Origin of the sequence: Actinotignum timonense (assembly GCF_002860685.3) — a bacterium.
Classification (GTDB): domain Bacteria; phylum Actinomycetota; class Actinomycetes; order Actinomycetales; family Actinomycetaceae; genus Actinotignum; species Actinotignum timonense.
In genome coordinates, this window is the sequence record NZ_CP136960.1 from 1,788,377 (window position 1) to 1,812,138 (window position 23,762).

Sequence of the window (23,762 nt, forward strand, 5' to 3'; positions counted from 1 at the left end):
GTGCCAGTTTACCGTGCATAGCTGAAAACACCGGCGGCCGTGACGAAACTAATCTGTAGGCGGAGTTAAACCGAGGTGGCTCCAGGCCCGCGGGGCCGCCATCCGCCCGCGCGGGGTACGCACCAGATAGCCTTCGCGCACCAAATAGGGCTCCACCACTGTCTCTACCGTTTCGGGTTCTTCCCCAACAGATACCGCGAGGGTGGTCAGGCCCACCGGCCCGCCCCCGAAACGGGTGCAGATCGCTTCGAGCACCGCCCGATCGAGGCGGTCCAGCCCGGCCGGATCCACCTGGAAAAGATCGAGGGCAGCCCGCGCGGCCCGCAGGTCCAAATCCCCGGTACCGCGCACCTGCGCCCAGTCCTGGACGCGCCGCAGCAGCCGGTTGGCGATACGCGGGGTGCCGCGCGAACGCCCGGCAATTTCCTGGGCCGCATCCTCGGTAATGGTATGGCCGAGCTTGACGGCATTACGCCGCACAATACGGGCCAGATCGCGCTGTTCGTAATATTCCAGGTGCGCCGTAAAGCCGAAGCGATCACGTAAGGGAGCGGGCAGTAAGCCGGCGCGCGTCGTCGCCCCTACTACCGTGAAGAACGGCAGCGGCAGCGGAATCGAGGTGGCTCCCGGGCCCTTCCCCACCATCACGTCTACCCGAAAATCTTCCATGGCCAGGTAGAGCATTTCTTCGGCATTGCGGGCCAGGCGGTGGATTTCGTCGATGAAGAGGACGTCGTTTTCCTGCACGGAGGAAAGAATCGCGGCCAGGTCGCCCGAATGTTGGATCGCCGGGCCGGAGGTCAGGCGCAGCGCCCCGCCCACCTCGGCGGCAATAATCATGGCGAGGGTGGTTTTCCCCAGGCCCGGCGGCCCGGAAAGGAGCACGTGATCGGGGGTGCGCCCGCGTTGCACCGCGGCCTGAAGCACGAGGGAGAGCTGGTCGCGCACGGTATCCTGGCCCACGAATTCGGAGAGCTGGCGCGGGCGCAGGGCCGCTTCCGCGGCGCGTTCCGTTTCGCTGGCTTCCGGGGATACCAGGCCGGCATCGAAGGACATTTCTTCGCTCATCGGCGGGCCCCTAGTACTTGCAGACTGGCGCGCAGGAGCTGGGCCACGGTGCCCTGCGGTATTTGCGTGCGCGCTTCTTCATAAGCGGCGACGGCGTCGCTTTCCTTCCACCCCAGCCCTACCAGACCGGCAACTACGGCACTCGGATCCGCCTCGGGGCTGGCTGCTTCACCGGCGGCCACCGGAGCCGGGCCGAGCTTATTACCCAGCTCTAAAATAATACGCTGGGCGCTTTTCTTGCCGATACCGGGGACCCGGGTGAGGGCCGCCTCGTCCTTGGATTGCACGGCGGCACGCAGGGCGTTCGGGGTGTGGACGGAGAGGAGCGTGAGCGCAACTTTGGCGCCGATTCCGGAAACCGTCTGCATGATTTCGTAAACATCGCGCTCATCGGCTTCGCTAAAACCGTAGAGGGAGGGCAGGTCATCGCGGCTAGCGACCAGCGAGGTGTAGAGAAAAGCTTCCGCGCCTTCCCGCAGGCGCGAGAGGGTATCCGGCGTCGCAAAAACTTTGACGCCCCACCCGCCGACCTCCACCACCGCGAATGTGGTGGTAATACGGCTCACAGTTCCGCGAATACTTGCAATCACTCCGGGCTCCCTTCCTCATGACTCTAACCGCTAGCGGAGCGGTGCGGGGAAACCGCACCGGCGCGCCGGCTCATGCGTTCGGCTCCCGCCCACATGCGCTGCGCCGGCGTTAAATCAGCTCCTTCGGCACGCGGGAGGGTGCCGGCCCCGCCGTGCTGGCCGTTATCCACCGTGGCGTCCAGGGCGTGGGCGCCCCCGCGCCAGGCGTGGGTAATCGCGATGGCCAGGGCATCCGCGGCATCCTTAGGGCGCGGCAATTCCGCCAGACCCAAAATCCGCTGCACCATATTTTGCACCTGGAGTTTCCCGGCGCGCCCCGAGCCCGTCACCGCCGCCTTCACTTCGGAGGGCGAATGCAGGCCGAGGGGCAGCTGGGCGCGGGCGGCGGCCAGCATCGCGATACCGGCCACCTGCGCGGTGGAAGTTACCGAACGCACATTTTCCTGCGCGAAAACGCGTTCCACCGCCACGACTTCGGGGGAAAACTCCGCGATCACCGCGTCAATTTCATCCGCGATGAGGAGGAGACGCCGATGCGGGGCCAGGTCCACCGGGGAACGCGCCACCCGCATATCCACCAGGCGCACCCGCCGCGTCACATCGGCGTCAATGGTTCCCAACCCGCAGCGCGTGAGTCCCGGGTCAATCCCCAGAATGCGCACTACTCACCCTCGAGCTCGGCGAGGATGTCGTCGGCGATATCCGCGTTGGTGTAGACCTCTTGAATATCGTCCACATCGTCAAGGGCATCGGTGAGCTTAAGGAGCTTTTCCGCACCGCTCCGGTCGAGGGGAACATTGGTGGAGGGCACAAAGCGCGATTCGGCGGAATTGTAGTCAATTCCAGCTTCCTGGAGCGCGGTGCGCACGGCTACCACATCGCTGGCCGCGCAGTAGATGGTGAAGGTATCGCCGTCGTCCTCAATTTCTTCGGCGCCGGCGTCAAGAACGGCCATGAGGACGTCGTCCTCGGTGTTCTCCCCCTTGACCGCTTCCACCACGCCGCGGCGGTTGAAGAGGTAGGAAACCGAACCGGGATCCGCCAGCGTTCCGCCATTGCGGGTGAGGGCGGTGCGCACATCCGAGGCGGCGCGGTTGCGGTTATCAGTCAGGCATTCGATGAGGATAGCCACTCCGCCCGGGCCGTAGCCTTCGTACGTAATGGCTTCGTACTGGATGGAATCATCGGTTTCACCCGAACCACGCTTAACGGCGCGATCGATATTATCGGCCGGCACCGAGTTCTGCTTGGCCTTGCGGATCGCGTCAAAGAGCGTGGGGTTACCCGCGGGATCGCCACCACCGGTTGCCGCCGCCACTTCGATGTTCTTGACCAGACGCGCGAAGAGCTTGCCGCGCTTGGCGTCATTAGCGGCTTTCTTATGCTTGGTGGTTGCCCACTTGGAGTGTCCTGACACGTGTCCTCCCGAGTAGATAAAAACTTCCGGAGCCATTGTACGCGGTTCGCGGCCCGGGAACTATTACCCGGGCCGCAGCGCGCCTTAGTTTTCCTGAGGGGAGATTTTCCTGAAGGTCAGTTTTCCCGCGCTTCGGTTTCCCGCACTTCAGTTTTCTTGAGCTTGAGTTTTCCCGCGCTTCAGTTTTCCCATATCTCGCGGCAGATGCCGTCCCAGCCGTTATGCACCTGGGCCGCGAGCTCCGCGAGGCCCGCCGGGTAGACCCGCTCGCTCGGAGAGCCGATAAGTTGCGTGCCGGCGCGCCAGTGGATGGCGTCGAGGAGTTCTTCTTCCGCCGCGGTCCAGGCCCGCCCGCGTCCGGTCACCGCCGCGCGGGCGCGCTTCGCGTCGAGGCGCACCGCGAAAAATACTTCGTCCTGGTTGAGGGTGGCACGCGCGAAACGAAAAGTTGCGCGCCGGCGCAGGACCGGCCCGATGAGTTCCGTTTCAGTTACGACGACGCCGGTCTCCTCCCGAAATTCTCGTACCGCTGCCGCCCGGGGGCTTTCCGTATCTTCCAATCCCCCGCCGGGCGTGAACCACCAGCGGTGGGTGGGGTCATCCCGGTCGTGGCCGCGGATGAGGAGGACACAGCCGGCCTCATCCAGGGCGATAATGCGCGCGGCGCGCCGCGGGGTAGTGGTCATCGGGTGCTCTTATTCATCATCAATATCGATGGTTTGCGGGACCGGGGCGTGCCCGGCAATGGGGAAAATGGAGAGGACCCGGGAATTTCGTACCCGGCGAGCCTGGTCCACATGCGAATTATGGAAGGAACGCGTCATGCGCACATCGAGGCGGGCGCGCTCCAAGCGCCGGTAAAATTCGCGGGCCGCCGCATCCGTCATATCATTCGGGTCCAGCTCATCCACGGTGAGGCGCAAGGCGCGGGAAAGCTCGGATTCCACCGCGCGCCGCTCCCGGGCAGCCACTGCCGGATCGGGCAGATCTGCGCGCATATCACCGGGCAGGGCCTCCAATCCGTCCGCCACCACCGGAAGCATGGAGGCGGACAGCACCCGCTGGGCGCTATCGGTGAGGATAAGAGCCCCGGCCATATCCAGCTCCCCGGACATCGCCATATCGTAGGCGGTGCGGGCACGGGCGGCGAGGGCCTGTTCTACCGCCCGGCGGGATTTCAGCAGAGTGGTGTGGAGGCGGTCGAGGCGGCGGGCCGCCAGGGCCGCGCTGAACCCGAGCAGAAGGAGCACCACACCGGCGAGGAGGGCAAGGGACCACCAAAGATTCACTGCTCTACCTCCATCTGGGCGGTACGCACCGCGGTTTCGTACACGGCAAAGACTTGGGAGGCCACCGTGGACCAGTCGTAACGTTGGGCTTCGGCCTGGCCGGCCTGGGCCACCCGGGCCCGGCGCTGCGGATCACGCAAGGCCGCCAGCGCAACCCGAGCCAGATCCTCCGGGTCTTCGTTAGCGAAGTGGTCCCCGAAAGTTCCCCCGCCCAGCACCGCGCGGAAAGCGGGAATATCCGAGGCGAGCACGAAACCACCCGCACTCATCGCTTCGATAAGAATAATTCCGAAGGATTCACCCCCGGTATTGGGTGCCACGTAGAGGTCCACGCTGGCGAGCATCGCCGCTTTATCGGCATCGCTGACCGGCCCGAGGAAGATAACCTGAGCGGCCGCTTCCCCGAAGAGTTCCCGGGCTGCTTCCTCATCGCCTTTTCCGGCCACGAAGAAGCGCGCTTGCGGATAGTCGCGCAGGATGAGCGGGGCGGCGGCGGCCAGCACGGGCAAGCCCTTGCGCGGTTCGTCCAGGCGGCCGAGGAATCCGAAAGTGGGCGAATCGGGCGTGCCGGTGAAGCGGGCATCGCGCGGCACTTCGAAATCAGCGGTGTACACGCCGTTGGGAATAATAAAAGCGTCCCCGCCTAAATATTGCACGGTGGTGCGGCGTGCTTCTTGGGAGACCGCGATCCGCGCCTGGATTTTTTCCAGGATGGGGCGCAGCACCGGGGAGAAAAGGTCGAAGGCCCGGGAGCGATCCATGGCGGTGTGGTGGGTGGAGACCACCGGGCATTCCGCGCTCATGAGCGCGAGCATCGACACGGAGGGAACGAAGGGTTCGTGCACGTGGAGCACATCGAAATTCCCTTCGCGCAGCCAGCGCCGCACCGCGCGATTGACGCGCGGCCCGAAGGAGAGGCGCGCCACCGAACCGTTATAGGGAATCGCCACGGAGGCGCCCACCGGCACCACGTAATCGGGCAGCGCCTCGTTTTCTTCACTCGGGGCGATCACCGAAACACTGTGCCCGCGGGCGATGAGTTCCTCGGCTAGATCCCGGATATGGAATCCCACTCCCCCGGGCACGTCCCACGAATAGGGGCAGGCAATCCCGATGTTCACGGCGTTCCTTCCTTCGCGTCGTACTCTGCTTGCCGGCGCGCGAGCTCCCGGGCGGCTTTTTCGCGATTGGTGCGGTAGCGCTCGCGGTCCAAATCTGCAACGAAAACGGGCTGGAGCATATGCCAATCCTCGGGGTGTTCGGCAAGCACCTCTTCGAAAGCCGTGATCCATTCCTGGGTGATGCGCGCGATGTCCGCGTGGCGCTCGCGCGGGGAGGCCGCGGCATCCACGCGGGCGCGAATAGGTGCGCCGCTGCGCAGCACCATGCGCCACCGGGTGGGTACGGCCCGGGTACGTTCCTTTTTCACGTAGTAGGAAAAAATAGGAACGACGGCGCAGCCGGTATCTATGGCAAGAATGGCCGGTCCGGCGGCGGCGAGCATTTTCTCCCCGAAGAATTCCACTTCCACCCCGGATGCGGTGAGATCGCGATCCGCGAGAACCGGGGCCAGGATGGGACCCTGCCGGGTGTCCTCCGCGAGGCGATGAATAGCCCCGCCACCTTTGACCACGGGATAGATAACCATCCCAATATTTTCACGCAGTCGCACGAAGCGCTCGAATACCTCGGCCGGTTCGAGCTTTTCGACCAGGGTGTGCACGGGGGCGAGGAAATAGCGCGACCAGGCCCCGGCCATATCCCAATTGCCCATGTGCATGAGTGCCCCGATGAGGGCATGGCCGCGGGCGAATTCCGCGCGGGCAGAATCCAGGCCGTCCTCGATAACCCGCGCCGCGAAATCATCAGCTTCCCAGGTTCCCAGGCGCAGGGCTTCGTAATAGTAGCGCATATAGGAACGCATGGCCGCACGGCTCAGCCGGCGGGCAGCGCGCCCGCGCGCATCTGGCCGTACCCGTGCCAGGTTGCGGCGTAGCTGCTGGGTTCCGCGCAGCGGCAGGGTTCCGGCGACCGTCCCGACCGCGGCGAAGAGGCCGCGGCCCACCGGTTCGGGGAGCCGGGCCACCGCCCCGGTGGCGCGGAAAAGAAGATTGCCGAGATTCACTGGCCGCTCCCCTGGCCGGCCCGCTCCCCGGCGCTCTGTTTATCGCCACTCTGCTCAGCGCGGGACTGCCGGTAGACGGTCACCATGCGCTGGGCTACCGTGATCCACCCGGCTACCGCGAGGTAGGCCAGGGCCACCAGCAGTACCCAGGCGCTCGCCCCGTAGCCGGTGATCAGCGCCCCGAGGAGCACAATAACCAGCCGATCAGCGCGTTCGCTGATCCCCACATTCGCGGTGAATCCCACCGCTTCGGCGCGGGCGCGCGCGTAGGAGGTGCACAGCGCGGCCGGCAGGGCCGCCAGGCAGGCCAGGGCCAACCACTCGGTCAGTCCCGCGCCAGCCCCAATATTCCAGCGTACGATCCACAGCAGAATCCCGCAGAATATCGCAGAATCAGCCAGGCGGTCCAGAGTGGAATCCAGGAAGGCACCCCAGCGGGACGCGGTTCCGGTGAGCCTCGCGATTTGGCCGTCAAGGCTGTCGAAAATCACGGTGATACCGATAATCCAGGAGGCCCACACGGGGTGCCCGAGGGGATAGAGGATGAGCGCGCAGGCCACCACCGCCACGGTTCCGGTGATTGTTACCGCATCGGCGCTGATCCCCGCGCGCACGCACAGGCGCGCGATGGGACCGAAAATTGCCTGGGCCAGGGGCCGCCCGCTCCGAGAGAGCATTAGAACTTCTCCGCTTCCGGCTCGTTAGCGCGCCGTCGTACCACATCCACGATATGCGCGATCGCTTCGTCAATAGCGACCCCGTTATGCTGTTCGCCGTCGCGGAAACGGAAGGACACGGCGCCGGCATCGACGTCGTCCCCACCGGCAATGAGGGTGAAGGGAATCTTCTCCTTCGCGGCGTTACGAATCTTCTTACCGAAGCGATCATCGGAAGTATCCACCTCGGCGCGAATATGCTGCTCACGCAGGCGCCGGGCAATATCTTCGCAGTACTCGTTGAAGGTTTCAGCCACCGGCACCAGGCGCACCTGCACGGGGGCGAGCCAGGCGGGGAACGCCCCGGCGTAGTGCTCGACCAGCACGCCCAGGAAGCGTTCGATGGAACCGAAGAGGGCCCGGTGGATCATAACCGGGCGCTGGCGCGAGCCGTCCGGCGCGGTGTATTCCAGCCCGAAACGCTCGGGGAGGTTGAAATCAAGCTGGATGGTGGACATCTGCCAGGTGCGGCCGATGGCATCGCGCGCCTGCACCGAGATCTTGGGGCCGTAGAAGGCCGCCCCTTCCGGATCGGGCACCAGCTCCAGGCCGGAGGAGAGCGCCACTTCTTCCAGGGTGCGGGTGGCTTCCTCCCAGAGGTCATCATCCCCGATGAACTTCTTCGGGTCCTTCGTGGACAGCTCGAGGTAGAAATCGTTGAGACCGTAGTCCTTGAGGAGGGACAGCACGAAAGTGAGCAGGGAGGAAAGTTCCTCGCGCATCTGCTCGCGGGTGGTGTAAATATGAGCATCATCCTGGGTGAAGCCGCGGGCGCGGGTAAGGCCGTGGATAACACCGGACTTTTCGTAACGGTAGACCGTCCCGAATTCGAAGAGCCGCAACGGCAGATCGCGGTAGGAGCGCCCACGCGCCTTATAAATAAGGGAGTGCATGGGGCAGTTCATCGGCTTGAGGTAGTAATCCTGATCCTCATCCACCCGCATGGCCGGGAACATGCCGTCCTTGTACCAGGATAGATGCCCGGAGGTTTGGAAGAGCTGCCCCTTGGTGATATGCGGGGTATTGACAAAGTCGTAGCCGGCTTCAATATGACGCTGGCGGGAATAGTTTTCCATTTCCATGCGGATAATGCCGCCCTTGGGATGGAAGACCGGAAGCCCGGAACCAATTTCATCGGGGAAGGAGAACAGGTCCAGTTCGGTGCCCAAGCGGCGGTGGTCCCGGCGCTGCGCTTCGGCAATGCGGGTCTGGTAGGCATCCAGTTCTTCCTTACTCGGCCAGGCGGTGCCGTAAATGCGCTGGAGGTGATCATTATTCTGATCGCCCTTCCAGTAGGCGGCCGAGGCCCGGGTGAGCGCGAAACCATTGCCGATGAACTTGGTGGAGGGCAGGTGGGGCCCGCGGCACAGATCGGTCCACACCACATCGCCGTGACGGTTGACGTTGTCGTACATGGTGAGGCCGCCGTGGCCCACTTCCACGCTGGCACCGTCCGCATCGTGGCCCTTGGTGGTGATGAGCTCAAGCTTGTAGGGCTGGGAGGCTTCTTCCTGGCGCGCTTCTTCTTCGGTGACTTCGCGGCGCACGAAACGCTGATTTTCCTTGACGATGCGCTTCATGCGCTTTTCGAGCTCTTTCAGCATCTCCGGAGTAACCGGGTCAATATTGCCGAAATCGTAGTAGAAGCCGTCCTCAATGAAGGGGCCGATGCCCAGATTCGCATCGGGGTAGATCTGCTGGACTGCCTGGGCCAGCACGTGGGTGGCGGAATGGCGGAGAATATTGAGCCCGTCCGGGGAGTCGATGCGTACGGTTTCCACCTCGGCGCCGTCCAGCGTGGTCAAATCCGTGGCCAAATCCTTGAGTTCCCCGTTAACTTTCAGGGCGACAATCGCGCGATCCGCGGCGAAGTAGGCGGTTCCCGGGCACGGTTCGTCAAGGGTGACGAGGGTGCCGTCCACGGATAGACGTGCGGGCATAGTTTTCTCCTTAGTTCTATTTTTCACGGCATCCAGACCGGGGATGCCCGCCCACCAGGATACCTGTTTCGCTCCGGGCCCGCCCGCGCGGCTCTACCGCGAACACGGCGAAGGGGACGCACCTCACGCCTGGTGAGATGGTCCCCTTCGCTATGAGTCACGGCTGCGGCGCACACCCGTCAGCGCGAGCGATTTAGTTTTCGACCGCGGCGGCCTTCATGAACCAGCCCTGCAGCTCCAGGTTGCGAGCGACCCCGATGAGCAGGTCACCGCTGAGCGGATCGGCTTCGTCCACCTTGGACAGGTCATTCTGGATACGCCGGGAAGCCCCGTAGAGCTTCTCCGCCATCACGGTGTAGACATCGTCCACATTGAAGGGACCGGTGCCCGCATCATCCAGACCGCTTTCCTTGGCGACCGTCACGGCCCGACCATCCGGGAAGCCCCCGATGGTGGCGATGCGCTCGGCAACCTCATCAAGGTCGGTACGGGTCACGGACACAACTTCATCAAGAGCGAGGTGGAGGGCGCGGAAACGCGCACCCTGAATATTCCAGTGGTACTGCTTAGCTTGCAGGGAGAGGTCAATAAGATCGGTCAGCGTGCGCTGAAGAGCATCGATAACAACTTTTTCGGCCATTGATCCATCCTTTCGTTTACGCCTATAGGTCTACCCGCTTGATTGCGGAAAATATAGTCAGGAAGACCTAACGCGGGGCTGCGCACCGTTCTTTTTTCACCCGCTTTTTCCGCACGACGACGCCGCTTTGCCGCGTGGTTGCGCGCTTTTACGCTCATGGCATGATTGCTTCCAGCTTGAGGCGGCCACCCGGGACTTTGGTCATTTACTTCCCCATCTATTCTGTTAGCTGGCTCTGGTGCGATCATCCGCTCGACACGGACAAGTATGGACGATGTGAGCGGTGGTGCCTACAAAAAGCAAGTCCACAACAGCAGACCTCACAGGATGCAACCCCACGACATCAAAACAATTTCTTAACGTAGCTGCCGTTGCACCTTGATTCCGGGCGGGCGTGGTACGGGGTGCAATAGGTGGTGAATAAATATGGTGGGCGATACTGGGATCGAACCAGTGACCTCTTCCGTGTCAGGGAAGCGCGCTCCCGCTGCGCCAATCGCCCGAGCGGATGACGGGGCTCGAACCCGCGACCTCAACCTTGGCAAGGTTGCGCTCTACCAACTGAGCTACATCCGCACTGTTTCACAGCGAGCCACTAGTTTACCCAACCGTGAGAGCCGGGTCAAAATGGCGCTGCAAGGAAATAGTGGTGGGCGATACTGGGATCGAACCAGTGACCTCTTCCGTGTCAGGGAAGCGCGCTCCCGCTGCGCCAATCGCCCCGCGAGGTGGGTACGGGATTCGAACCCGTGTACACGGCTTTGCAGGCCGTTGCCTCGCCTCTCGGCCAACCCACCGTCCGGATACGTGAGAGGAATATGGGCACGTGTGCCGCTTTGCCTTTCTTCACATCCGAGCGGATGACGGGGCTCGAACCCGCGACCTCAACCTTGGCAAGGTTGCGCTCTACCAACTGAGCTACATCCGCGTGGCCGATCAACAATCACTAACCAAGCCGCGCTGGCCAGGTTAACCGTGGCGGGAACCGCCGCGGCGACGTCGATGACATCGAAAAACTATAGCGACATTCCGCGCACCCGGTCAAACCGGGGCAGTGAGGTGCACACCACGTTAGTTAAATTTGAGTTTCTCCGCCCACCCCCTATAAGCTTGCGTGATGCACGGGCCGTTACGGTCGCCCGGGCGATTAGCTCAGTGGTAGAGCGCTTCGTTCACACCGAAGAGGTCACTGGTTCGAACCCAGTATCGCCCACCGTCTCGCTAGATTTTCAGTAGATTCCCACTTTCGTATGAGATACTCAGGTATGAGAATTTGGCCTGGACACCCGTATCCGCTGGGCGCTACTTTCGACGGCACCGGCACGAATTTCGCGATTTACTCCTCCGTGGCTGAGAAAATCGAACTCTGCCTACTTGACGATAACAACAAAGAAACCCGCGTGGAACTGCGGGAAGTTGATGCCAATGTTTGGCATTGTTACCTCACCTCAATTCGGCCCGGGCAGCGTTACGGATACCGCGTCTACGGTCCCTACGATCCGGCCCAGGGGCTGCGCTGCGATCCTTCCAAGTTCCTCCTGGATCCCTACGCCAAAGCCATCGAAGGCAATATCACCAATGCTCAGGAAGTCTTTTCCTATGACTTCAACGATCCTTCACAACCGTGCACTTTGGATTCGCTCGGCCACGTGCCGGTTTCCGTGGTTATCAGCCCCTACTTCGATTGGGGCTATGACCGCCCGCCCAAGCATGAATATAACGAAACCATTATTTATGAGACGCACGTGAAGGGCTTCACCCAGCGCCACCCGGACGTTCCCGAAGAATTACGCGGTACCTACCAGGGCCTCACCCACCCGCCTGTTCTCGATTACTTCACCTCCCTGGGGGTGACGGCTATTGAGCTCATGCCGGTGCACCAGTTCATCAATGACACCTCGCTCCAGGATCGGGGCCTGAGCAATTACTGGGGTTATAACACCATCGGATTCTTCGCGCCCCATGATGGCTACGCCACCCGCTCGCGCGGGGAGCAAGTCGATGAGTTTAAGGCCATGGTCAAGGCCTTCCACGAAGCCGATATTGAGGTCATCCTTGACGTGGTGTACAACCACACGGCGGAGGGGAACCACATGGGCCCCACCCTATCCTTCAAGGGTATTGATAATCGCTCCTACTACCGCCTGGTCCCCGATGACCCGCGGCACTATTTCGATACCACAGGGACCGGGAACTCCTTGAATATGACCTCCCCACATACCCTCCAACTCATTATGGATTCATTGCGGTACTGGGTGACGGAAATGCACGTGGATGGTTTCCGTTTCGATTTGGCTTCCACCCTGGCTCGCGAACTCCACGCGGTGGATAAGCTTTCTTCCTTCTTTGACATCATCCAGCAGGATCCCATCATTTCCCAGGTCAAACTCATTGCCGAACCCTGGGATGTGGGCGAAGGCGGCTACCAGGTGGGCGGTTTCCCACCGCTGTGGACGGAATGGAACGGCAAGTACCGTGACACCGTGCGTGATTTCTGGCGCGGGGAACCGGCCGCCCTGCCGGAATTCGCCTCCCGCCTAACGGGCAGCGCGGACCTGTATGAATCCTCCGGGCGCCGCCCCTTCGCCTCCATTAATTTCGTGACCGCCCACGATGGTTTCACCATGCGCGATCTGGTTTCTTATAACGAGAAGCACAATGAAGCCAATGGCGAAAACAACGCGGATGGCGAATCGAATAACCGCTCCTGGAATTGCGGGGAAGAAGGCCCCACGGATAATCCCGAAATCCTCGATCTGCGCGAACGCCAAATCCGCAATTTCATCTCCACCCTGCTGCTCTCCCAAGGCGTTCCCATGATTTCCCACGGTGATGAAATTGGGCGCACCCAGGGCGGTAATAACAACACCTACTGCCAGGACAATGAGATCGCGTGGATGGATTGGGATCTCGATGATCGGCAGATGGATATTCTACAATTCACGCGGGCGGCTATCGCTTTCCGCAAGAATCACCCGGTGTTCCGGCGCCGGCGTTTCGTGGCCGGTTTCGATCCTGTATGCGAAGGCTGCCTCCCGGAAATCGAATGGTTCCGTCCCGATTCTAGCCAGATGGAAGATTCCGATTGGGATTCCGGGTTCGCGCGGGCCCTCATGGTATTCCTCAACGGCGCGGGTATCCGCGAACCCGATGAGCGCGGCAACCCGATTATTGATGATGATGTTCTCCTCATGTTCAATGCTGGCGACGACGAAGTTGAGTTCGCCATCCCGGGCGGCGTCTACGACCGCGAATGGACGGAGGTGGTCAATACCGCGGCGGAGGTCAATCCCCAGATCGTTTTCGCTTCCGGGGATACCACCAGCGTGATCGGGCGCTCCCTGCGCGTTTTCGTGCATGAGCCCTCCGAGGAAGATATCGACGACGCCCTGGCCGGCGCCCAAAACTCCGCAGGCCGTGCGCTAAGCTCGAAAGTATGACCGCAATCACTGACACCTCCAGTATTCCAGCTCTACGTTCCCACGTGCCCAGCGCCGGGCGGCGCCAGCCCGTGTCCACGTATCGGCTGCAACTCGGTCCCCACTTCACCTTCGCGGATGCCACCGCCCTGCTCCCCTACCTGGTGCAGCTCGGGATTACCGATGTGTACTGCTCCCCTATCCTCCAGGCCGCCCCGGGCTCCACGCACGGCTATGACGTGGTGGATCACACCCGGATTTCCGAGCCGATGGGCGGGCGGGCCGGTTTTGAGGCTTTTGCGAATGCCGCGCACGCGGCCGGCCTCGGCATCGTCGTTGATGTGGTGCCTAACCATATGGCCATGCCCACCCCACTCTACCTCAACCGCGCCATGTGGTCCCTGCTACGTGACGGCCCCGAGTCCCCCTATGCCTCCTGGTTCGATATCGACGTGGAGTCCAGCGACGATGGGATCCTCATCCCGGTGCTCGGCGAACGGGTGGGTACCGCGCTCGCCCGGGAGGCGATTAGCCTCGATCACGTCGTCGTACCGGGTTATGAGGGCGAAGGCGCAGTTCCCGTCTTGCGCTACTATGACCACGTTTACCCGGTCCGGAAAGGCACCGAATTTCTGCCGCTGGCAGAACTGCTACAACGCCAGTACTATCGGCTTGCCTATTGGCGGGTCGCCGAGGAAGAACTCAATTACCGGCGGTTCTTCGATGTGGATACCTTGGCCGGAATCCGGGTGGAGGATCCGGAGGTATTTCAGGCTTCCCACGCGCTGCTGCTTGAGCTGTTCCATGCCGGCTTCATTGATGCTTTCCGTATTGATCATCCTGATGGGCTGGCCGATCCGCGTCAGTATATGGAGCGTTTGCATGAAGCAACCGGCGGGGCGTGGATTGTGGCGGAAAAAATCCTGGAGGGCAACGAAAAGTTGCCTTCGGATTGGAAGTGCGCGGGGTGTACCGGGTATGAGGCTTCGTGGCGTATCGGGGCGCTGCTGACCGACCCGGAGGGAGTGCGTGCCCTCACCGCGAATTTCGTGCATCTATCCCATACCACCCAGCCGTATCCGGTTCTGGAGCGCGAGGCGAAAAGCCAGATTATGCATTCCTCCCTCCAGGCGGAAGTGGAGCGGATGGCGCGGCTCATGGCGGAAGTGTGCCGCGATGATCTGCGCCTGCGGGACCATTCCCAGCGCTCTTTGTACGATGCGGTCTCCGCGCTCGTCATCTGCATGGACCGGTACCGGGCCTACGTAGTTCCCGGGGAGAAAGCGCATGCCAGCGCTGAAACTGCGCTGCTTGAAGCAGCCGAACGCGCCCGGGGCCTGCTTTCCGAAGACCGGTGCGAAACCCTGGACGTTGTTGTTGATATTTTGCTCGGGCGGGAAATCGGGTCGGCAACGAAACGCCATGATGCTTCCCGAAACGAGGCGATTATCCGCTTCCAGCAGGTGTGCGGAGCGGTTATGGCCAAGGGCGTGGAGGATACCGCTTTTTATCGCTATACCGCGCTTACCTCGGCAACGGAGGTGGGATCCGATCCGCTGCGCGCATCGCTCACCCCCGATGAGCTGCATACCTGGACCCGGCAGATGATGGCGGATTGGCCCGTGATGATGACCACGCTCACCACCCATGATACGAAACGCGGGGAAGATACCCGCGCCGCTATTGCCACCCTGGCCGATTACCCCACCGAATGGTTGGAGCTCCTGGAACGGCTGCGCGAACGGCACGCCGCTTCCCGCCCGGCGGAACTCGATGGCCAGATCGAGAACCTCATGTGGCAAACAATTATGGGAACCTGGACGGATAACGGGCCTATCGAAGCTGATCGCCTCATTGACTACCTGCGCAAGGCCGCTCGCGAACAAAAATCGTGGACCACGTGGACCGAGCCGGATGAAGCACTGGAAACCGGGCTTTTTGCCTATGCACGCTCGGTTATTTCCACCCCGGAATCGGTGGCGGAGCTCACGGACTGGTGGGAACATACCCGCCCGGCACGCCGCGCGCGTATCCTCGCCGCGAAGGTTCTGGCCCTCACGCTGATCGGGGTGCCCGATACCTATCAAGGGGAGGAAATCACCCGCAATCTGCTGGTGGATCCGGATAACCGCCGCCCGGTGAATTACCCGCGGCTCGCCAGCATGCTTGAGCAGCTGGATAGCGCCGGGGCGCTCCCCGCGCAGGCGAGCGTCGATGAAGAAAAAATGTGGGTGACCTCGCGCCTTCTGCGCCTGCGCCGGGACCGCCCGGATCCTTTTGTTTCGCTGCGTTCGGGCTACGAACCGCTGGCCGCCACCACCGGAAATATTTTTGCTTTTACCCGCACCCTGGATGGGGAGCCGGATGTGATCGTGATAGTCTCGCGCCTCACGCACCGCCAGGAGGTGGCCGGGGGCTGGGGCGATGCGCATATTGTGCTCCCGCCCGGGCGGTGGCGCAGTGTGCTGGAGGAAGGAGAGCTCGAAGGGCCGCAGCTCTTTGTTCGTGATGCCTGCGCGAATCTGCCGGTGGCGGTGTACGTTCGCGCTGATACCTGCGGGTCCGACGCAGGAGGGAGCACCGATTAATGGAACCGCTGAGCGTATGGGCGCCGGGCCGTACGAGCGTTGAGGCCCTGGTAGACGGGGAGCTCCTCCCCTTCCGGCCGGTCACCGCCGCGGATATTGCGGCAGCGCGCGCGGGGCGCGACGGCGCGGCCCTGGCCAGCGGGCCGGGATGGTGGATCCTTGATACTCCCCTGCCGGCCGGCACCCGCTACCGCATCAGTCTGGATGGCGGGATGGGCCTGCCCGATCCGCGCACCCGGCGCCAGCCCGAAGGAGTCATGGGCCCTTCCGAAATTATTGATCTCGATGCCTTCGAGTTGTCGCCTTTCCCCGGGGTGGATCCGCTCGGCAAGGTCTTTTACGAAATGCATATTGGCACCTTCACTCCGGAGGGCACTTTCGATGCGGCGGCGCAAAAATTCGGGTACCTGCGCGAGCTCGGGGTGGATATCGTGGAGGTTATGCCGATTTGCCCGGTGCCCGGCACCCGTAATTGGGGCTATGACGGCGTGGATATCTATGCGGTCACCGAAAATTACGGTGGTCCGGCGGGTTTCGCGCGTTTCGTCGAGGCCGCACACCGCGCTGGCCTGGCGATATGCCTAGACGTGGTCTATAACCATTTCGGGCCCGACGGGAATTTCTTAGCTGAGTTCGGCCCCTACACCACGGATCGCTATTCTTCGGTGTGGGGCCCGGGTGTGAACGTGGACGGCCCGGATTCCGGCCCGGTGCGGCGTTATTTTATTGACAATATGCTCCAGTGGGCCCGCGATTACCACGTGGATATTTTTCGGCTTGACGCCGTCCACGCTATCCGCGACCGCTCCAGTAAACACATTCTCGCGGAATTATCCGACGCCGCCGCGGCTTTCGCCGCGGAAACCGGCCGGCATATCGCCCTCGTGGCAGAATCCGATCTCAATGATGTGAGGATGCTGCGCCCCACAAGGGCGGGAGGCTACGGTATGGATATGCAGTGGGCTGATGATATTCACCATGCCCTGCATGTCTATGTGACCGGGGAAGATTTCGCCTATTACGGGGATTTTGCGCTTCCCGGAGCCCTGGAAAAGGCCATGCGCCGTGTCTTCGTGCACGACGGTAATTTCTCTAGTTTCCGCAAGCAGAACTGGGGCGCACCGGTACCCGCTGCCCTCGATTCGCGCCGTTTCCTCGCCTACACCGAAAACCATGACCAGGTGGGTAACCGAGCCCTGGGTGACCGCCGCTCCTCTATTGTGAGTGCAGAACACACCCTTGTTGCTGATGCGCTCATGCTGCTCTCCCCCTTCACGCCTCTTCTCTTTATGGGTCAGGAGTGGAGTGCTTCCGCGCCCTTCCAATTCTTCACCGATCACACTCCGGAGCTAGGGGAACGTGTGGATGCGGGGCGGATTGCGGAATTTCGTGACTGGAATTGGGGTGAGCACGCCGGCCAGATTCCCCCACCCCAGGCGCTTTCTACGTTCACGCGCTCGCACCTGGACTGGGCGGAACTCGAGGAGCCCTCCCATGCTCGCTATCTCGAGGCGACCCGGGAGCTCCTGCGGCTACGGCGCGAGCACCCAGATTTTTCTTCCCCCAACCGGGAGGATTCGGAGATCGTGCGCCTGGGTGAGGCGGGATATTACCGGCGCGGAGCCAGCTTCGTGGTTTTCCATATAGGCGCGGCCGACCCGCTCCCCGCCGAAACAACCGCCAATAAACAAGATGAAACACAAGCGGAAACACAAGCGGAAGAAACGGCCGCCGCTGCTGCGCATCCAACCCGGATGCAGCTGCCGCCCGAGGCGGGCCATCTGCATACACTCCTCACCTGGGGCAGCGTGAGCGTGGCCGAATCCTATGTTGATTTTTCCGGGCCCGGTTTCGCGGTGCTCAGCCCCTACCGCGCCGGCCCAGGCGGCCCCGGGCAGTCCGAACCGCACCCACCGCGGAGCGTTTGGCGCGCAGCGCCAGCTTGAGACCGCGATAGTAGCGCGGGCGCAGCGGCACGTCCCAGGCACCGGCCACCTCGGTGAACTCGGCAGCGAATTTTTGTTTGTAGCCGGTCACGCCTTCTAATTGCGGGGCGCGCTCCGAATGCACCCCCATCAGGTCATAAGCTTTCCGCCCGGTTTCCCGCAGCCACGTTATGGTGTGCAGATCCATGAACATGGAGGCGTGGCGCTGGCGAGCCTCCGCACTGGTTGCCGCGTAATAGGCTTCCCCGAGGTCATCGGTAGCCAGCACGATCTGCCAGGCCAGCGCCCGCCCCTCCGCACGCGCCACGAAAAGCCGGGCGTGGTCCGGACCCAGGGATTCCAGCATGGTCACGTATTGGCTCATGGGTGCCGCCCCGAAATCATCCCGGGTGGCCGTTTCGGTGAGAATGGCGTACAGCTCCGGGAAAACCTCCCGGGCCCGCTCCGTTTCATCGCAAAATTCCAGGCCTTCTGCCTCGGCTTTGCGTGCTTGGCGGCGCCCCGACTTGGAGAAACTCGCCCGGATCTCCGCATCCGGGCGTGCGACGTCGACCATAACGGTGCGATCATAGGTGACCGTTTGCAGTAATTCGTGCAGATCCGGGGCCGGGTGCCAGGCGTGAATCCGCATGAAGGCGAGGCTGCGATCCGCGCCCCGCACCAGCCGCGCCAGCGCGGTCCGGAACTCCAGTTCTTCCGCCGCCGCGGGCCGTTCCCCGAGCCACACCGGGCCTTTTTTCGCCCACAGGTAAGTGAAACCGCGCCCTTCCATCCGGGTCAGAGAAATAAGGGCACGCGGTGCACCTGCGCTATCGCGCCACAGGAAACGCCCGAACGGTGCGTGGCCGGGCAGGGCATCCTCGTAGCGGTCCCAGGCGGGCAGCTGCTCGAGGGGCAGGCCGTGGCCGGCAGCCAGCTCCAGGTAGGTGGTGTCATCGATCCGCGACAGCGAGAGTGTAGACATGCCGCCATCCTACCTGCGCGGCGCGCCTGGCTAAAACCCGCGCGCGGGCGCATTACGGTAATGAGCGTGTCTCAGATTCATGCACCCGAGGACTTCCTCACCGCGCTCGATAGCCTGCGCGGACACGAGTTTCGTCCCGAGCTGCACATCGTGCAGATACCGCCCCCGAAACGCATTGCTCCGTGGGCTGTTGCGCTGCAGGCTGAGATTAATGATTCGACGGCGATGGAGCCGGAAAGCTATCGCGGCGGAGCCCGCTTCGTGGTACTCCACGACCCGGCCGGTCAGGAGGCCTGGCACGGAACCTTCCGGATTGTGTGCCATATGGGGGCGCCGATGGACGCGGCCATGGCTGGCGATCCGCTGCTCGGCGAAGTTGCCTGGGCGTGGCTGGCCGATACCCTGGATGCGCACGGCGCTGATTACCACCACCTGGTCGGTACCGTCACCCGCATGTATAACGAAACTTTCGGCGGGCTGGAGCTTTCCTCCTCCCTCACCGAACTGGAATTGCGGGCTTCCTGGACCCCGAGCAGCCCCGATCTTTATCACCACGTGCGGGCGTGGGCGGATTTTATCGCGCTCGCTTGCGGTTTAGCTCCGGAAGGAACGACGGCGCTGCCAGCCCGCTAGGGGCACTCCCGCTAGGAGGTGGCGCCCTGCGCGTGGCAGCCCCGCACCTGCGTATGCCCGCTAGTATTAACCGCGGCCCCTAGTCTGAGCAGTTGTGAGGTTATGACGTCTTCTTCTATTCGCTGGAGCGAGGATCCCACCCTGATTCATGTGGATACCCCGCGCGAAGGTATCCCGCCGCTCACCACCGGCTCCGCCTATCGCCCCGCGCTCACGAGGCTGCGGCGCGGGAGTGGCCCCGTGGCCGTGGATGTGGAACGCGCCATGGGTATCCGCTATTCGGCCCGGGCCTACCTGATTCAACTGCGCCGCGAAGGTTCCGGAACCCTGCTGTGTGATCCGGTGGGAAATGAAGAATATTACCCGGAGCTGGCCGGGATTCTTGACGATACCGTGTGGATTTTGCACGCCGCCGATCAGGATTTGCCCTCCCTGGGGGAACTCGGTTTGCGCCCGGGGCCCGGCAAGCTTTTCGATACCGAGGTGGCCGCGCTGCTGTTGGGCGATGAACATATCTCCTTACAGGCTCAGCTGGCGGAGAATCTGGGGTTGCTCCTGGCGAAAGAGCATTCGCAGGCGGATTGGTCCGAACGCCCGCTCGCCGATGAGCTGCGTTCCTATGCCGCCCTCGATGTGGAATTGCTCGCGCCTCTGCGCGAGGTGCAGCTTGAGCGCCTGGAGCGGGCCGGGCGCCTGGAGTGGGCGGCCCAAGAATTTGAAGAGATCCGCACTCGGCCACCCAAAGCCGCCCCCGCGGAGCCGTGGCGGCGCGCCACCCACCGCCAAGATTTCTCTTCCCGGCGTGATCTTGCCCTGGTTCGGGCCCTGTGGCAGGCGCGGGATCGTATCGCGCAAACCACCGATACCGCCCCCGACCTGGTGCTCTCCCGCGCCGATATCGCGGCCCTCGCGCGGCGCCGCCCGCGCTCCCTGGCCGATGTGCGTACCGCCCGGCCGCTGCGCAGCGGGGGCAAACAGTACTTGGCGCCGGCCCTGTGGCAGGCGGTAGCGAAGGCCTGGGCGCTGCCGAGTTCCGAACTTCCCGAACCGGCACCGGCCCGCCCCGCTCGGCGCGCTGAGCGCGGCATTCCACACCTGCTCGATCACGTGCGCGGCGCCGTTCAGGAACGCGCGGCGGAGCTGGGAATCCGCCACGATGTGCTTCTCAAACCGGCCGTGCAGCGCGAACTGGCGCGCCTCTTGCGCCACCGGGTAGCGCGCACCGCTCCCGCCATTGGCGATGCGCTAGCTGAGCTGGGAGCCCGCCCCTGGCAGGTGGAGAATACCGCCACCTGGATTGCCGCCGCGGTGCGCTAAAACTGCCTAGCGCAGCGCCGTCACCACTTCGAAATGGTGGGTATTGGGGAAAAGATCGACGGCGCGCATGGACTCCACGCTCCGCCCGGACTCCACCATGGCGGCCACATCGCGGGCCAGCGCGGCCGGATCGCAGGACACCAGGACGATCCGGCGGGCGCGGCTGGCTGCGGCGGCCCGGGCCGCCGCGATTCCCAATCCGCTCCGGGGAGGATCGGCGAGGAGAATATCGGCGTCGCTAATATTCCGTACCGAAATAGCGGCGGTGCGGGCACGTGCCCACGGGTAGCCCCGCAGGTTCGCCCGGGCGTCTTCCACCGCGGTACGCGCACCCTCAAGGCTTTCCACCCGGCCGGTTGGCCCGGTGGCGCGGGCCAGCGGCACGGTGAGCAGCCCGGCTCCCGCGTAGAGTTCGAGGATATGGTCGCCGGGTTCAACCTCAGCCGCGCGGGTCACCAGGTCGATGAGGGTGGCCGGTGCTTCGCGGTGGACCTGCCAAAAACCGGAGGCCCGTACCCGGTAGCGGTAGCTGTTCTCTCCCACCGAGACTTCTTCGCGCGCGAAGGGGGAGCATTCCGCACCGGTCGCGTCGAAGGTGCGCCCGCCGATGCTTACTGCCACCGGGCTGGCTGAGGGGGCGAGGATACGCACCCGTTGGCCCTCGCGCAGCGGGCCGATACTGCGCGCCAAACGAGTGAGGTAGCTGCCGTCCCATAGGCCCAGCTCCTCAATCTCCTGCACCGCGAGGGGCATGGAGGTAATGGGGAGACCTTCGCGGCTACCTTCGCGGAACATTCCGAAGCGCCCCGTGCTCACGGTTACGTCGATGCGGGTGCGGCTCGCCCAGCCGCCGCTGGCGCGGTCGGATTCCAGGGCGGTGACCTCGGGAATAATGCCCTGCTCCGCCAGGTGATCGCTGAGTGCCTGCCCGCCGATGCGGCGCAGCGTGGCGGCGAGCACCTGGGTTTTCCACTCGTGCTGGTAGTCGAAGATCACGTGCCCCAGGTCCGCGCCGCCCACGCCCCCGGGCCCGGCTTCTGGCCAGGGATGGGCTTGGCGGTAGGGCGAGGGCTCGCCGAGCACCTCAATCACATCCCCGCGGGCGAAACGGGCGCGTTCCTCGGTGAGCGCTACCCGCACGTGTTCCCCGGGCAACCCGAAGCGAGCCAGGATTGCTTTGCCTTCGGCGCGCCCGATGGCAATACCGCCGTGGCCGATATCCTCCAGGGTGATATCGACGGTCGAATGATGAGCTTGAGCAGCAGGGGTGGTCACAGGTCTTCTCCCGAATGGATTTGGTAGGGAACTTGCACCAGCATGAGGCGCGAGTCATAGGACAGGTCAGCGAAAAGCGCGGGCACGGAACGGCGCAGGTACACCCGATGCCACAGGGTGGTGGAGACCACCTTCGGGGCGATAACCAGCACAATATCCTGCGGGTGGGTATCGAGAAGGAAACGAATATAGTCCACCAGCGGCCCGCGCGCCCCGCTGGTGGGATTGCCCAGCACCGTCAATCCCACCGGTAATTGGGATTGGCTCCAGGCGGCGCGCAGCGCAGCGGTACGGCTTTCACTCAGGTCCACGGTGAGGGCAGTGAGGGTGGAGGGGCGCAGCGCCCGCGCGTAGGTGACCGCCCGCAGGGTCGGCAAATTGAGTTCTTGAACTAGCACCACGGCGTGGGTGCGGACCGGTAGGCGCCGCCCGGCCCCCAGGTCCAGCGGTTTGAGGTGGGCGCTCATTTTTCCGCGCCCGCGCTGAGCGATGAGCATCCCCGCCGTGGGCACCGCCACCGCCGCCAGCGAGGTCAGCGTCCAGGCCGGCTGCATGGCCACCGTGACGAGCAAAACAAGGAATCCCGCCAGCGCGAAGAAAGCGAAACCCCAGCGCGAAGCATGCGCGGCCCGGCGTTCTTCCCGCCGCTCCGAAGTTTTGAGAATCTGCCCGCCGCGCAGGGAGAGAGCCGCGCAATGGAGCGTGAAGATAAGGAAACATACAAAGACAAGGGCGACGACGCCGGCGTGCGTCGTCGATAAAAATACCCCGAGGGCGCCGGCAAGGACCGCCACTAGCAAGACCACGCCGCTGCGGGCCCGGGAAGCTTCCGGGGCGGCCAGGCGAGCGGGCAGGGCGCCGTCGAAAGCAAGTTCCCGCAATAGGCGCGGGAGGCGTTCGTACACCACGAAAACGCAGATCAAACCCAGGAAACCGAAAGCAATCGCGGTGATAATACGCCCGGTACTCCCCCAGAACGCGGTGCCCATGACGATGCTCGGCAGGCCTACCGGGACCGTGAGAATATCCAGGCGCATTTCCAGGTAGAAGGTGCCCGAGAGCACCACCGCGGCGATGCCGGCAATGGTGCTCAGGGCGCGCGGCCCTAGGAAACGTTCCCGTCCGGTGCCGATGCGCCCGCCCACCAGCAGCACCACCGCGGCCAGGAAGCACATAATAACGAAGGTATTTCCGAGCGGGTGGATGGCTTGGGAGCCGGGGAGTTCTTCGGCGCGGTTCGTGATGAGATCGGCGAGGGAGACGGTGCCGCGGGCCTCGCGCACCAGCCCGGTCACCAGGGTTGCGATAATCACCCCGCTCGCCGCCAGCACGGCGAGCAGCGCCCCCGCCAGGGGCAGGCGCCAGTGCACCAGCGCGGGCAGGGCACACACCACCACCAGCGGGATTTGGATGAGCCGCCCGTCCACCGCCAGCGGGGTGAGGGCATTGACCGCCATGCCCACCAGCCCGGCGGCCAGCACCAGCAGCAGCGCGAACGCGGCGAAGCGCGCGGCGGCGGCAACGGTGCCGAAAGCCGGGGAGATATAGCGGGAAACCACCTGGTGGGCGGCTTTTCCGGGCACCACGCGGGAGGCGGCGATGGTGGCCGCCACCACGAGCGCGAGCACCGCGGCTCCCGCCAGCGCCATCGCACCCACGAGGGTGGGGTTCGCGAAAGGCGCCCCGCGTTGAATACTGCGCGGGAGGAGTACCACCGCCAGGCACACGCAGGTGGCCGCGCCCACGTACTGGGACATCCCCAGGAAGGATAATTTTCTCATCACTAGGATACGGTACCCGCTTTGCGGTAGCGTAATGTAGTGCACTTCGTAATT

The 23,762-nt window shown here is 63.5% G+C and carries 19 protein-coding genes and 6 tRNA genes; 6 read left to right on the forward strand and 19 right to left on the reverse strand.

The genetic code is table 11. From position 1 onward, the window contains the following. Positions 1 to 48: 48 nt before the first annotated feature. From ruvB to CYJ17_RS07520, 16 genes are all read right to left on the reverse strand, one after another. A complete protein-coding gene (gene ruvB / locus CYJ17_RS07445) occupies positions 49 to 1,068 on the reverse strand; it encodes a Holliday junction branch migration DNA helicase RuvB (RefSeq protein WP_087070706.1) in 1,020 nt (339 codons plus the stop codon). After that, positions 1,065 to 1,658, reverse strand: a complete 594-nt coding sequence (ruvA, locus tag CYJ17_RS07450; RefSeq protein WP_087070705.1) for a Holliday junction branch migration protein RuvA — start codon at positions 1,656 to 1,658, stop codon at positions 1,065 to 1,067. Before ruvA ends, ruvB begins: the two co-directional genes overlap by 4 nt. 23 nt (positions 1,659 to 1,681) lie before the next feature. Next, positions 1,682 to 2,320 carry a crossover junction endodeoxyribonuclease RuvC gene (ruvC, locus tag CYJ17_RS07455; RefSeq protein ID WP_026428850.1) on the reverse strand — a complete coding sequence of 213 codons (639 nt, stop codon included), beginning with the start codon at positions 2,318 to 2,320 and terminating at the stop codon, positions 1,682 to 1,684. Further along, a complete protein-coding gene (locus CYJ17_RS07460; protein WP_087070704.1) occupies positions 2,320 to 3,075 on the reverse strand; it encodes a YebC/PmpR family DNA-binding transcriptional regulator in 756 nt (251 codons plus the stop codon). The genes ruvC and CYJ17_RS07460 overlap by 1 nt, the downstream gene beginning before the upstream one ends. Positions 3,076 to 3,254: 179 nt before the next feature. Continuing rightward, entirely contained in the window at positions 3,255 to 3,761 is a 507-nt protein-coding gene (locus CYJ17_RS07465; RefSeq protein WP_087070703.1) for an NUDIX hydrolase, read from the reverse strand. 9 nt (positions 3,762 to 3,770) lie between these two features. Then, positions 3,771 to 4,364 carry a hypothetical protein gene (locus tag CYJ17_RS07470; RefSeq protein ID WP_087070702.1) on the reverse strand — a complete coding sequence of 198 codons (594 nt, stop codon included), beginning with the start codon at positions 4,362 to 4,364 and terminating at the stop codon, positions 3,771 to 3,773. Next, the gene (locus CYJ17_RS07475; RefSeq protein WP_087070701.1) at positions 4,361 to 5,485 is read right to left on the reverse strand and encodes a glycosyltransferase family 4 protein; all 1,125 of its coding nucleotides are present in this window, start codon (positions 5,483 to 5,485) and stop codon (positions 4,361 to 4,363) included. The genes CYJ17_RS07470 and CYJ17_RS07475 overlap by 4 nt, the downstream gene beginning before the upstream one ends. Continuing rightward, positions 5,482 to 6,489, reverse strand: coding sequence for a phosphatidylinositol mannoside acyltransferase (locus tag CYJ17_RS07480; protein ID WP_101595516.1), 1,008 nt, complete (start codon positions 6,487 to 6,489; stop codon positions 5,482 to 5,484). The genes CYJ17_RS07475 and CYJ17_RS07480 overlap by 4 nt, the downstream gene beginning before the upstream one ends. Further along, positions 6,486 to 7,166 (reverse strand): phosphatidylinositol phosphate synthase, encoded by a 681-nt coding sequence (gene pgsA / locus CYJ17_RS07485; RefSeq protein WP_087070699.1) that lies wholly within the window; start codon positions 7,164 to 7,166, stop codon positions 6,486 to 6,488. The genes CYJ17_RS07480 and pgsA overlap by 4 nt, the downstream gene beginning before the upstream one ends. Next, positions 7,166 to 9,145 (reverse strand): threonine--tRNA ligase, encoded by a 1,980-nt coding sequence (gene thrS, locus CYJ17_RS07490; RefSeq protein ID WP_180948674.1) that lies wholly within the window; start codon positions 9,143 to 9,145, stop codon positions 7,166 to 7,168. Before thrS ends, pgsA begins: the two co-directional genes overlap by 1 nt. Positions 9,146 to 9,338: 193 nt before the next feature. Then, a complete protein-coding gene (locus CYJ17_RS07495; RefSeq protein WP_087070697.1) occupies positions 9,339 to 9,785 on the reverse strand; it encodes a Dps family protein in 447 nt (148 codons plus the stop codon). A gap of 427 nt (positions 9,786 to 10,212) precedes the next feature. Then, positions 10,213 to 10,287 (reverse strand) — tRNA-Val (locus tag CYJ17_RS07500). A 1-nt stretch (position 10,288) separates the two neighbouring features. Further along, positions 10,289 to 10,361 (reverse strand) — tRNA-Gly (locus CYJ17_RS07505). A 71-nt stretch (positions 10,362 to 10,432) separates the two neighbouring features. Then, positions 10,433 to 10,507: transfer RNA gene (locus CYJ17_RS07510), tRNA-Val, on the reverse strand. A gap of 4 nt (positions 10,508 to 10,511) precedes the next feature. Beyond that, positions 10,512 to 10,582: transfer RNA gene (locus CYJ17_RS07515), tRNA-Cys, on the reverse strand. Between the two features lie 58 nt (positions 10,583 to 10,640). Further along, a tRNA-Gly gene (locus CYJ17_RS07520) sits at positions 10,641 to 10,713 on the reverse strand. Positions 10,714 to 10,926: 213 nt separating this feature from the next. Here CYJ17_RS07520 and CYJ17_RS07525 point away from each other — a divergent pair. The 4 genes from CYJ17_RS07525 (at position 10,927) to treZ (ending at position 17,738) form a co-directional block, all read left to right on the forward strand. Beyond that, positions 10,927 to 10,998: transfer RNA gene (locus tag CYJ17_RS07525), tRNA-Val, on the forward strand. A 52-nt stretch (positions 10,999 to 11,050) separates the two neighbouring features. Beyond that, positions 11,051 to 13,225 carry a glycogen debranching protein GlgX gene (gene glgX, locus CYJ17_RS07530; RefSeq protein WP_087070696.1) on the forward strand — a complete coding sequence of 725 codons (2,175 nt, stop codon included), beginning with the start codon at positions 11,051 to 11,053 and terminating at the stop codon, positions 13,223 to 13,225. Beyond that, on the forward strand, positions 13,222 to 15,792 hold the full coding sequence (gene treY / locus CYJ17_RS07535; protein WP_234984494.1) for a malto-oligosyltrehalose synthase: 2,571 nt from the start codon (positions 13,222 to 13,224) through the stop codon (positions 15,790 to 15,792). Before glgX ends, treY begins: the two co-directional genes overlap by 4 nt. After that, a complete protein-coding gene (gene treZ / locus CYJ17_RS07540; protein ID WP_087070695.1) occupies positions 15,792 to 17,738 on the forward strand; it encodes a malto-oligosyltrehalose trehalohydrolase in 1,947 nt (648 codons plus the stop codon). Before treY ends, treZ begins: the two co-directional genes overlap by 1 nt. Here the strand turns inward: treZ and CYJ17_RS07545 are convergent. After that, positions 17,653 to 18,702 (reverse strand): lipid II:glycine glycyltransferase FemX, encoded by a 1,050-nt coding sequence (locus tag CYJ17_RS07545; RefSeq protein ID WP_087070694.1) that lies wholly within the window; start codon positions 18,700 to 18,702, stop codon positions 17,653 to 17,655. The genes treZ and CYJ17_RS07545 overlap by 86 nt on opposite strands. Before the next feature lie 60 nt (positions 18,703 to 18,762). Between CYJ17_RS07545 and CYJ17_RS07550 the strand changes: the two genes are divergently transcribed. Together CYJ17_RS07550 and CYJ17_RS07555 are read left to right on the forward strand one after the other, a co-directional pair. Then, positions 18,763 to 19,335, forward strand: a complete 573-nt coding sequence (locus CYJ17_RS07550) for a DUF3000 domain-containing protein (RefSeq protein ID WP_087070693.1) — start codon at positions 18,763 to 18,765, stop codon at positions 19,333 to 19,335. 102 nt (positions 19,336 to 19,437) lie between these two features. After that, complete coding sequence (locus CYJ17_RS07555; protein WP_087070692.1) at positions 19,438 to 20,652, forward strand: HRDC domain-containing protein; 1,215 nt, start codon at positions 19,438 to 19,440, stop codon at positions 20,650 to 20,652. Between the two features lie 6 nt (positions 20,653 to 20,658). Here the strand turns inward: CYJ17_RS07555 and CYJ17_RS07560 are convergent, their stop codons facing one another. Then, on the reverse strand, positions 20,659 to 21,927 hold the full coding sequence (locus CYJ17_RS07560; protein WP_087070691.1) for a class I SAM-dependent RNA methyltransferase: 1,269 nt from the start codon (positions 21,925 to 21,927) through the stop codon (positions 20,659 to 20,661). Then, entirely contained in the window at positions 21,924 to 23,711 is a 1,788-nt protein-coding gene (locus CYJ17_RS07565) for an APC family permease (protein ID WP_143231875.1), read from the reverse strand. Before CYJ17_RS07565 ends, CYJ17_RS07560 begins: the two co-directional genes overlap by 4 nt. Positions 23,712 to 23,762: the final 51 nt, after the last annotated feature.

What these genes read in the sequence shown, in the direction of transcription:
- thrS (WP_180948674.1), bottom strand. Translation starts at nt 9,145, where the DNA reads ATGCCCGCACGTCTATCCGTGGACGGCACCCTCGTCACCCTTGACGAA.
- treZ (WP_087070695.1), top strand. Translation starts at nt 15,792, where the DNA reads ATGGAACCGCTGAGCGTATGGGCGCCGGGCCGTACGAGCGTTGAGGCC.
- CYJ17_RS07555 (WP_087070692.1), top strand. Translation starts at nt 19,438, where the DNA reads ATGACGTCTTCTTCTATTCGCTGGAGCGAGGATCCCACCCTGATTCAT.
- CYJ17_RS07550 (WP_087070693.1), top strand. Translation starts at nt 18,763, where the DNA reads ATGAGCGTGTCTCAGATTCATGCACCCGAGGACTTCCTCACCGCGCTC.
- CYJ17_RS07495 (WP_087070697.1), bottom strand. Translation starts at nt 9,785, where the DNA reads ATGGCCGAAAAAGTTGTTATCGATGCTCTTCAGCGCACGCTGACCGAT.
- pgsA (WP_087070699.1), bottom strand. Translation starts at nt 7,166, where the DNA reads ATGCTCTCTCGGAGCGGGCGGCCCCTGGCCCAGGCAATTTTCGGTCCC.
- ruvB (WP_087070706.1), bottom strand. Translation starts at nt 1,068, where the DNA reads ATGAGCGAAGAAATGTCCTTCGATGCCGGCCTGGTATCCCCGGAAGCC.
- CYJ17_RS07545 (WP_087070694.1), bottom strand. Translation starts at nt 18,702, where the DNA reads ATGTCTACACTCTCGCTGTCGCGGATCGATGACACCACCTACCTGGAG.
- CYJ17_RS07465 (WP_087070703.1), bottom strand. Translation starts at nt 3,761, where the DNA reads ATGACCACTACCCCGCGGCGCGCCGCGCGCATTATCGCCCTGGATGAG.
- glgX (WP_087070696.1), top strand. Translation starts at nt 11,051, where the DNA reads ATGAGAATTTGGCCTGGACACCCGTATCCGCTGGGCGCTACTTTCGAC.
- treY (WP_234984494.1), top strand. Translation starts at nt 13,222, where the DNA reads ATGACCGCAATCACTGACACCTCCAGTATTCCAGCTCTACGTTCCCAC.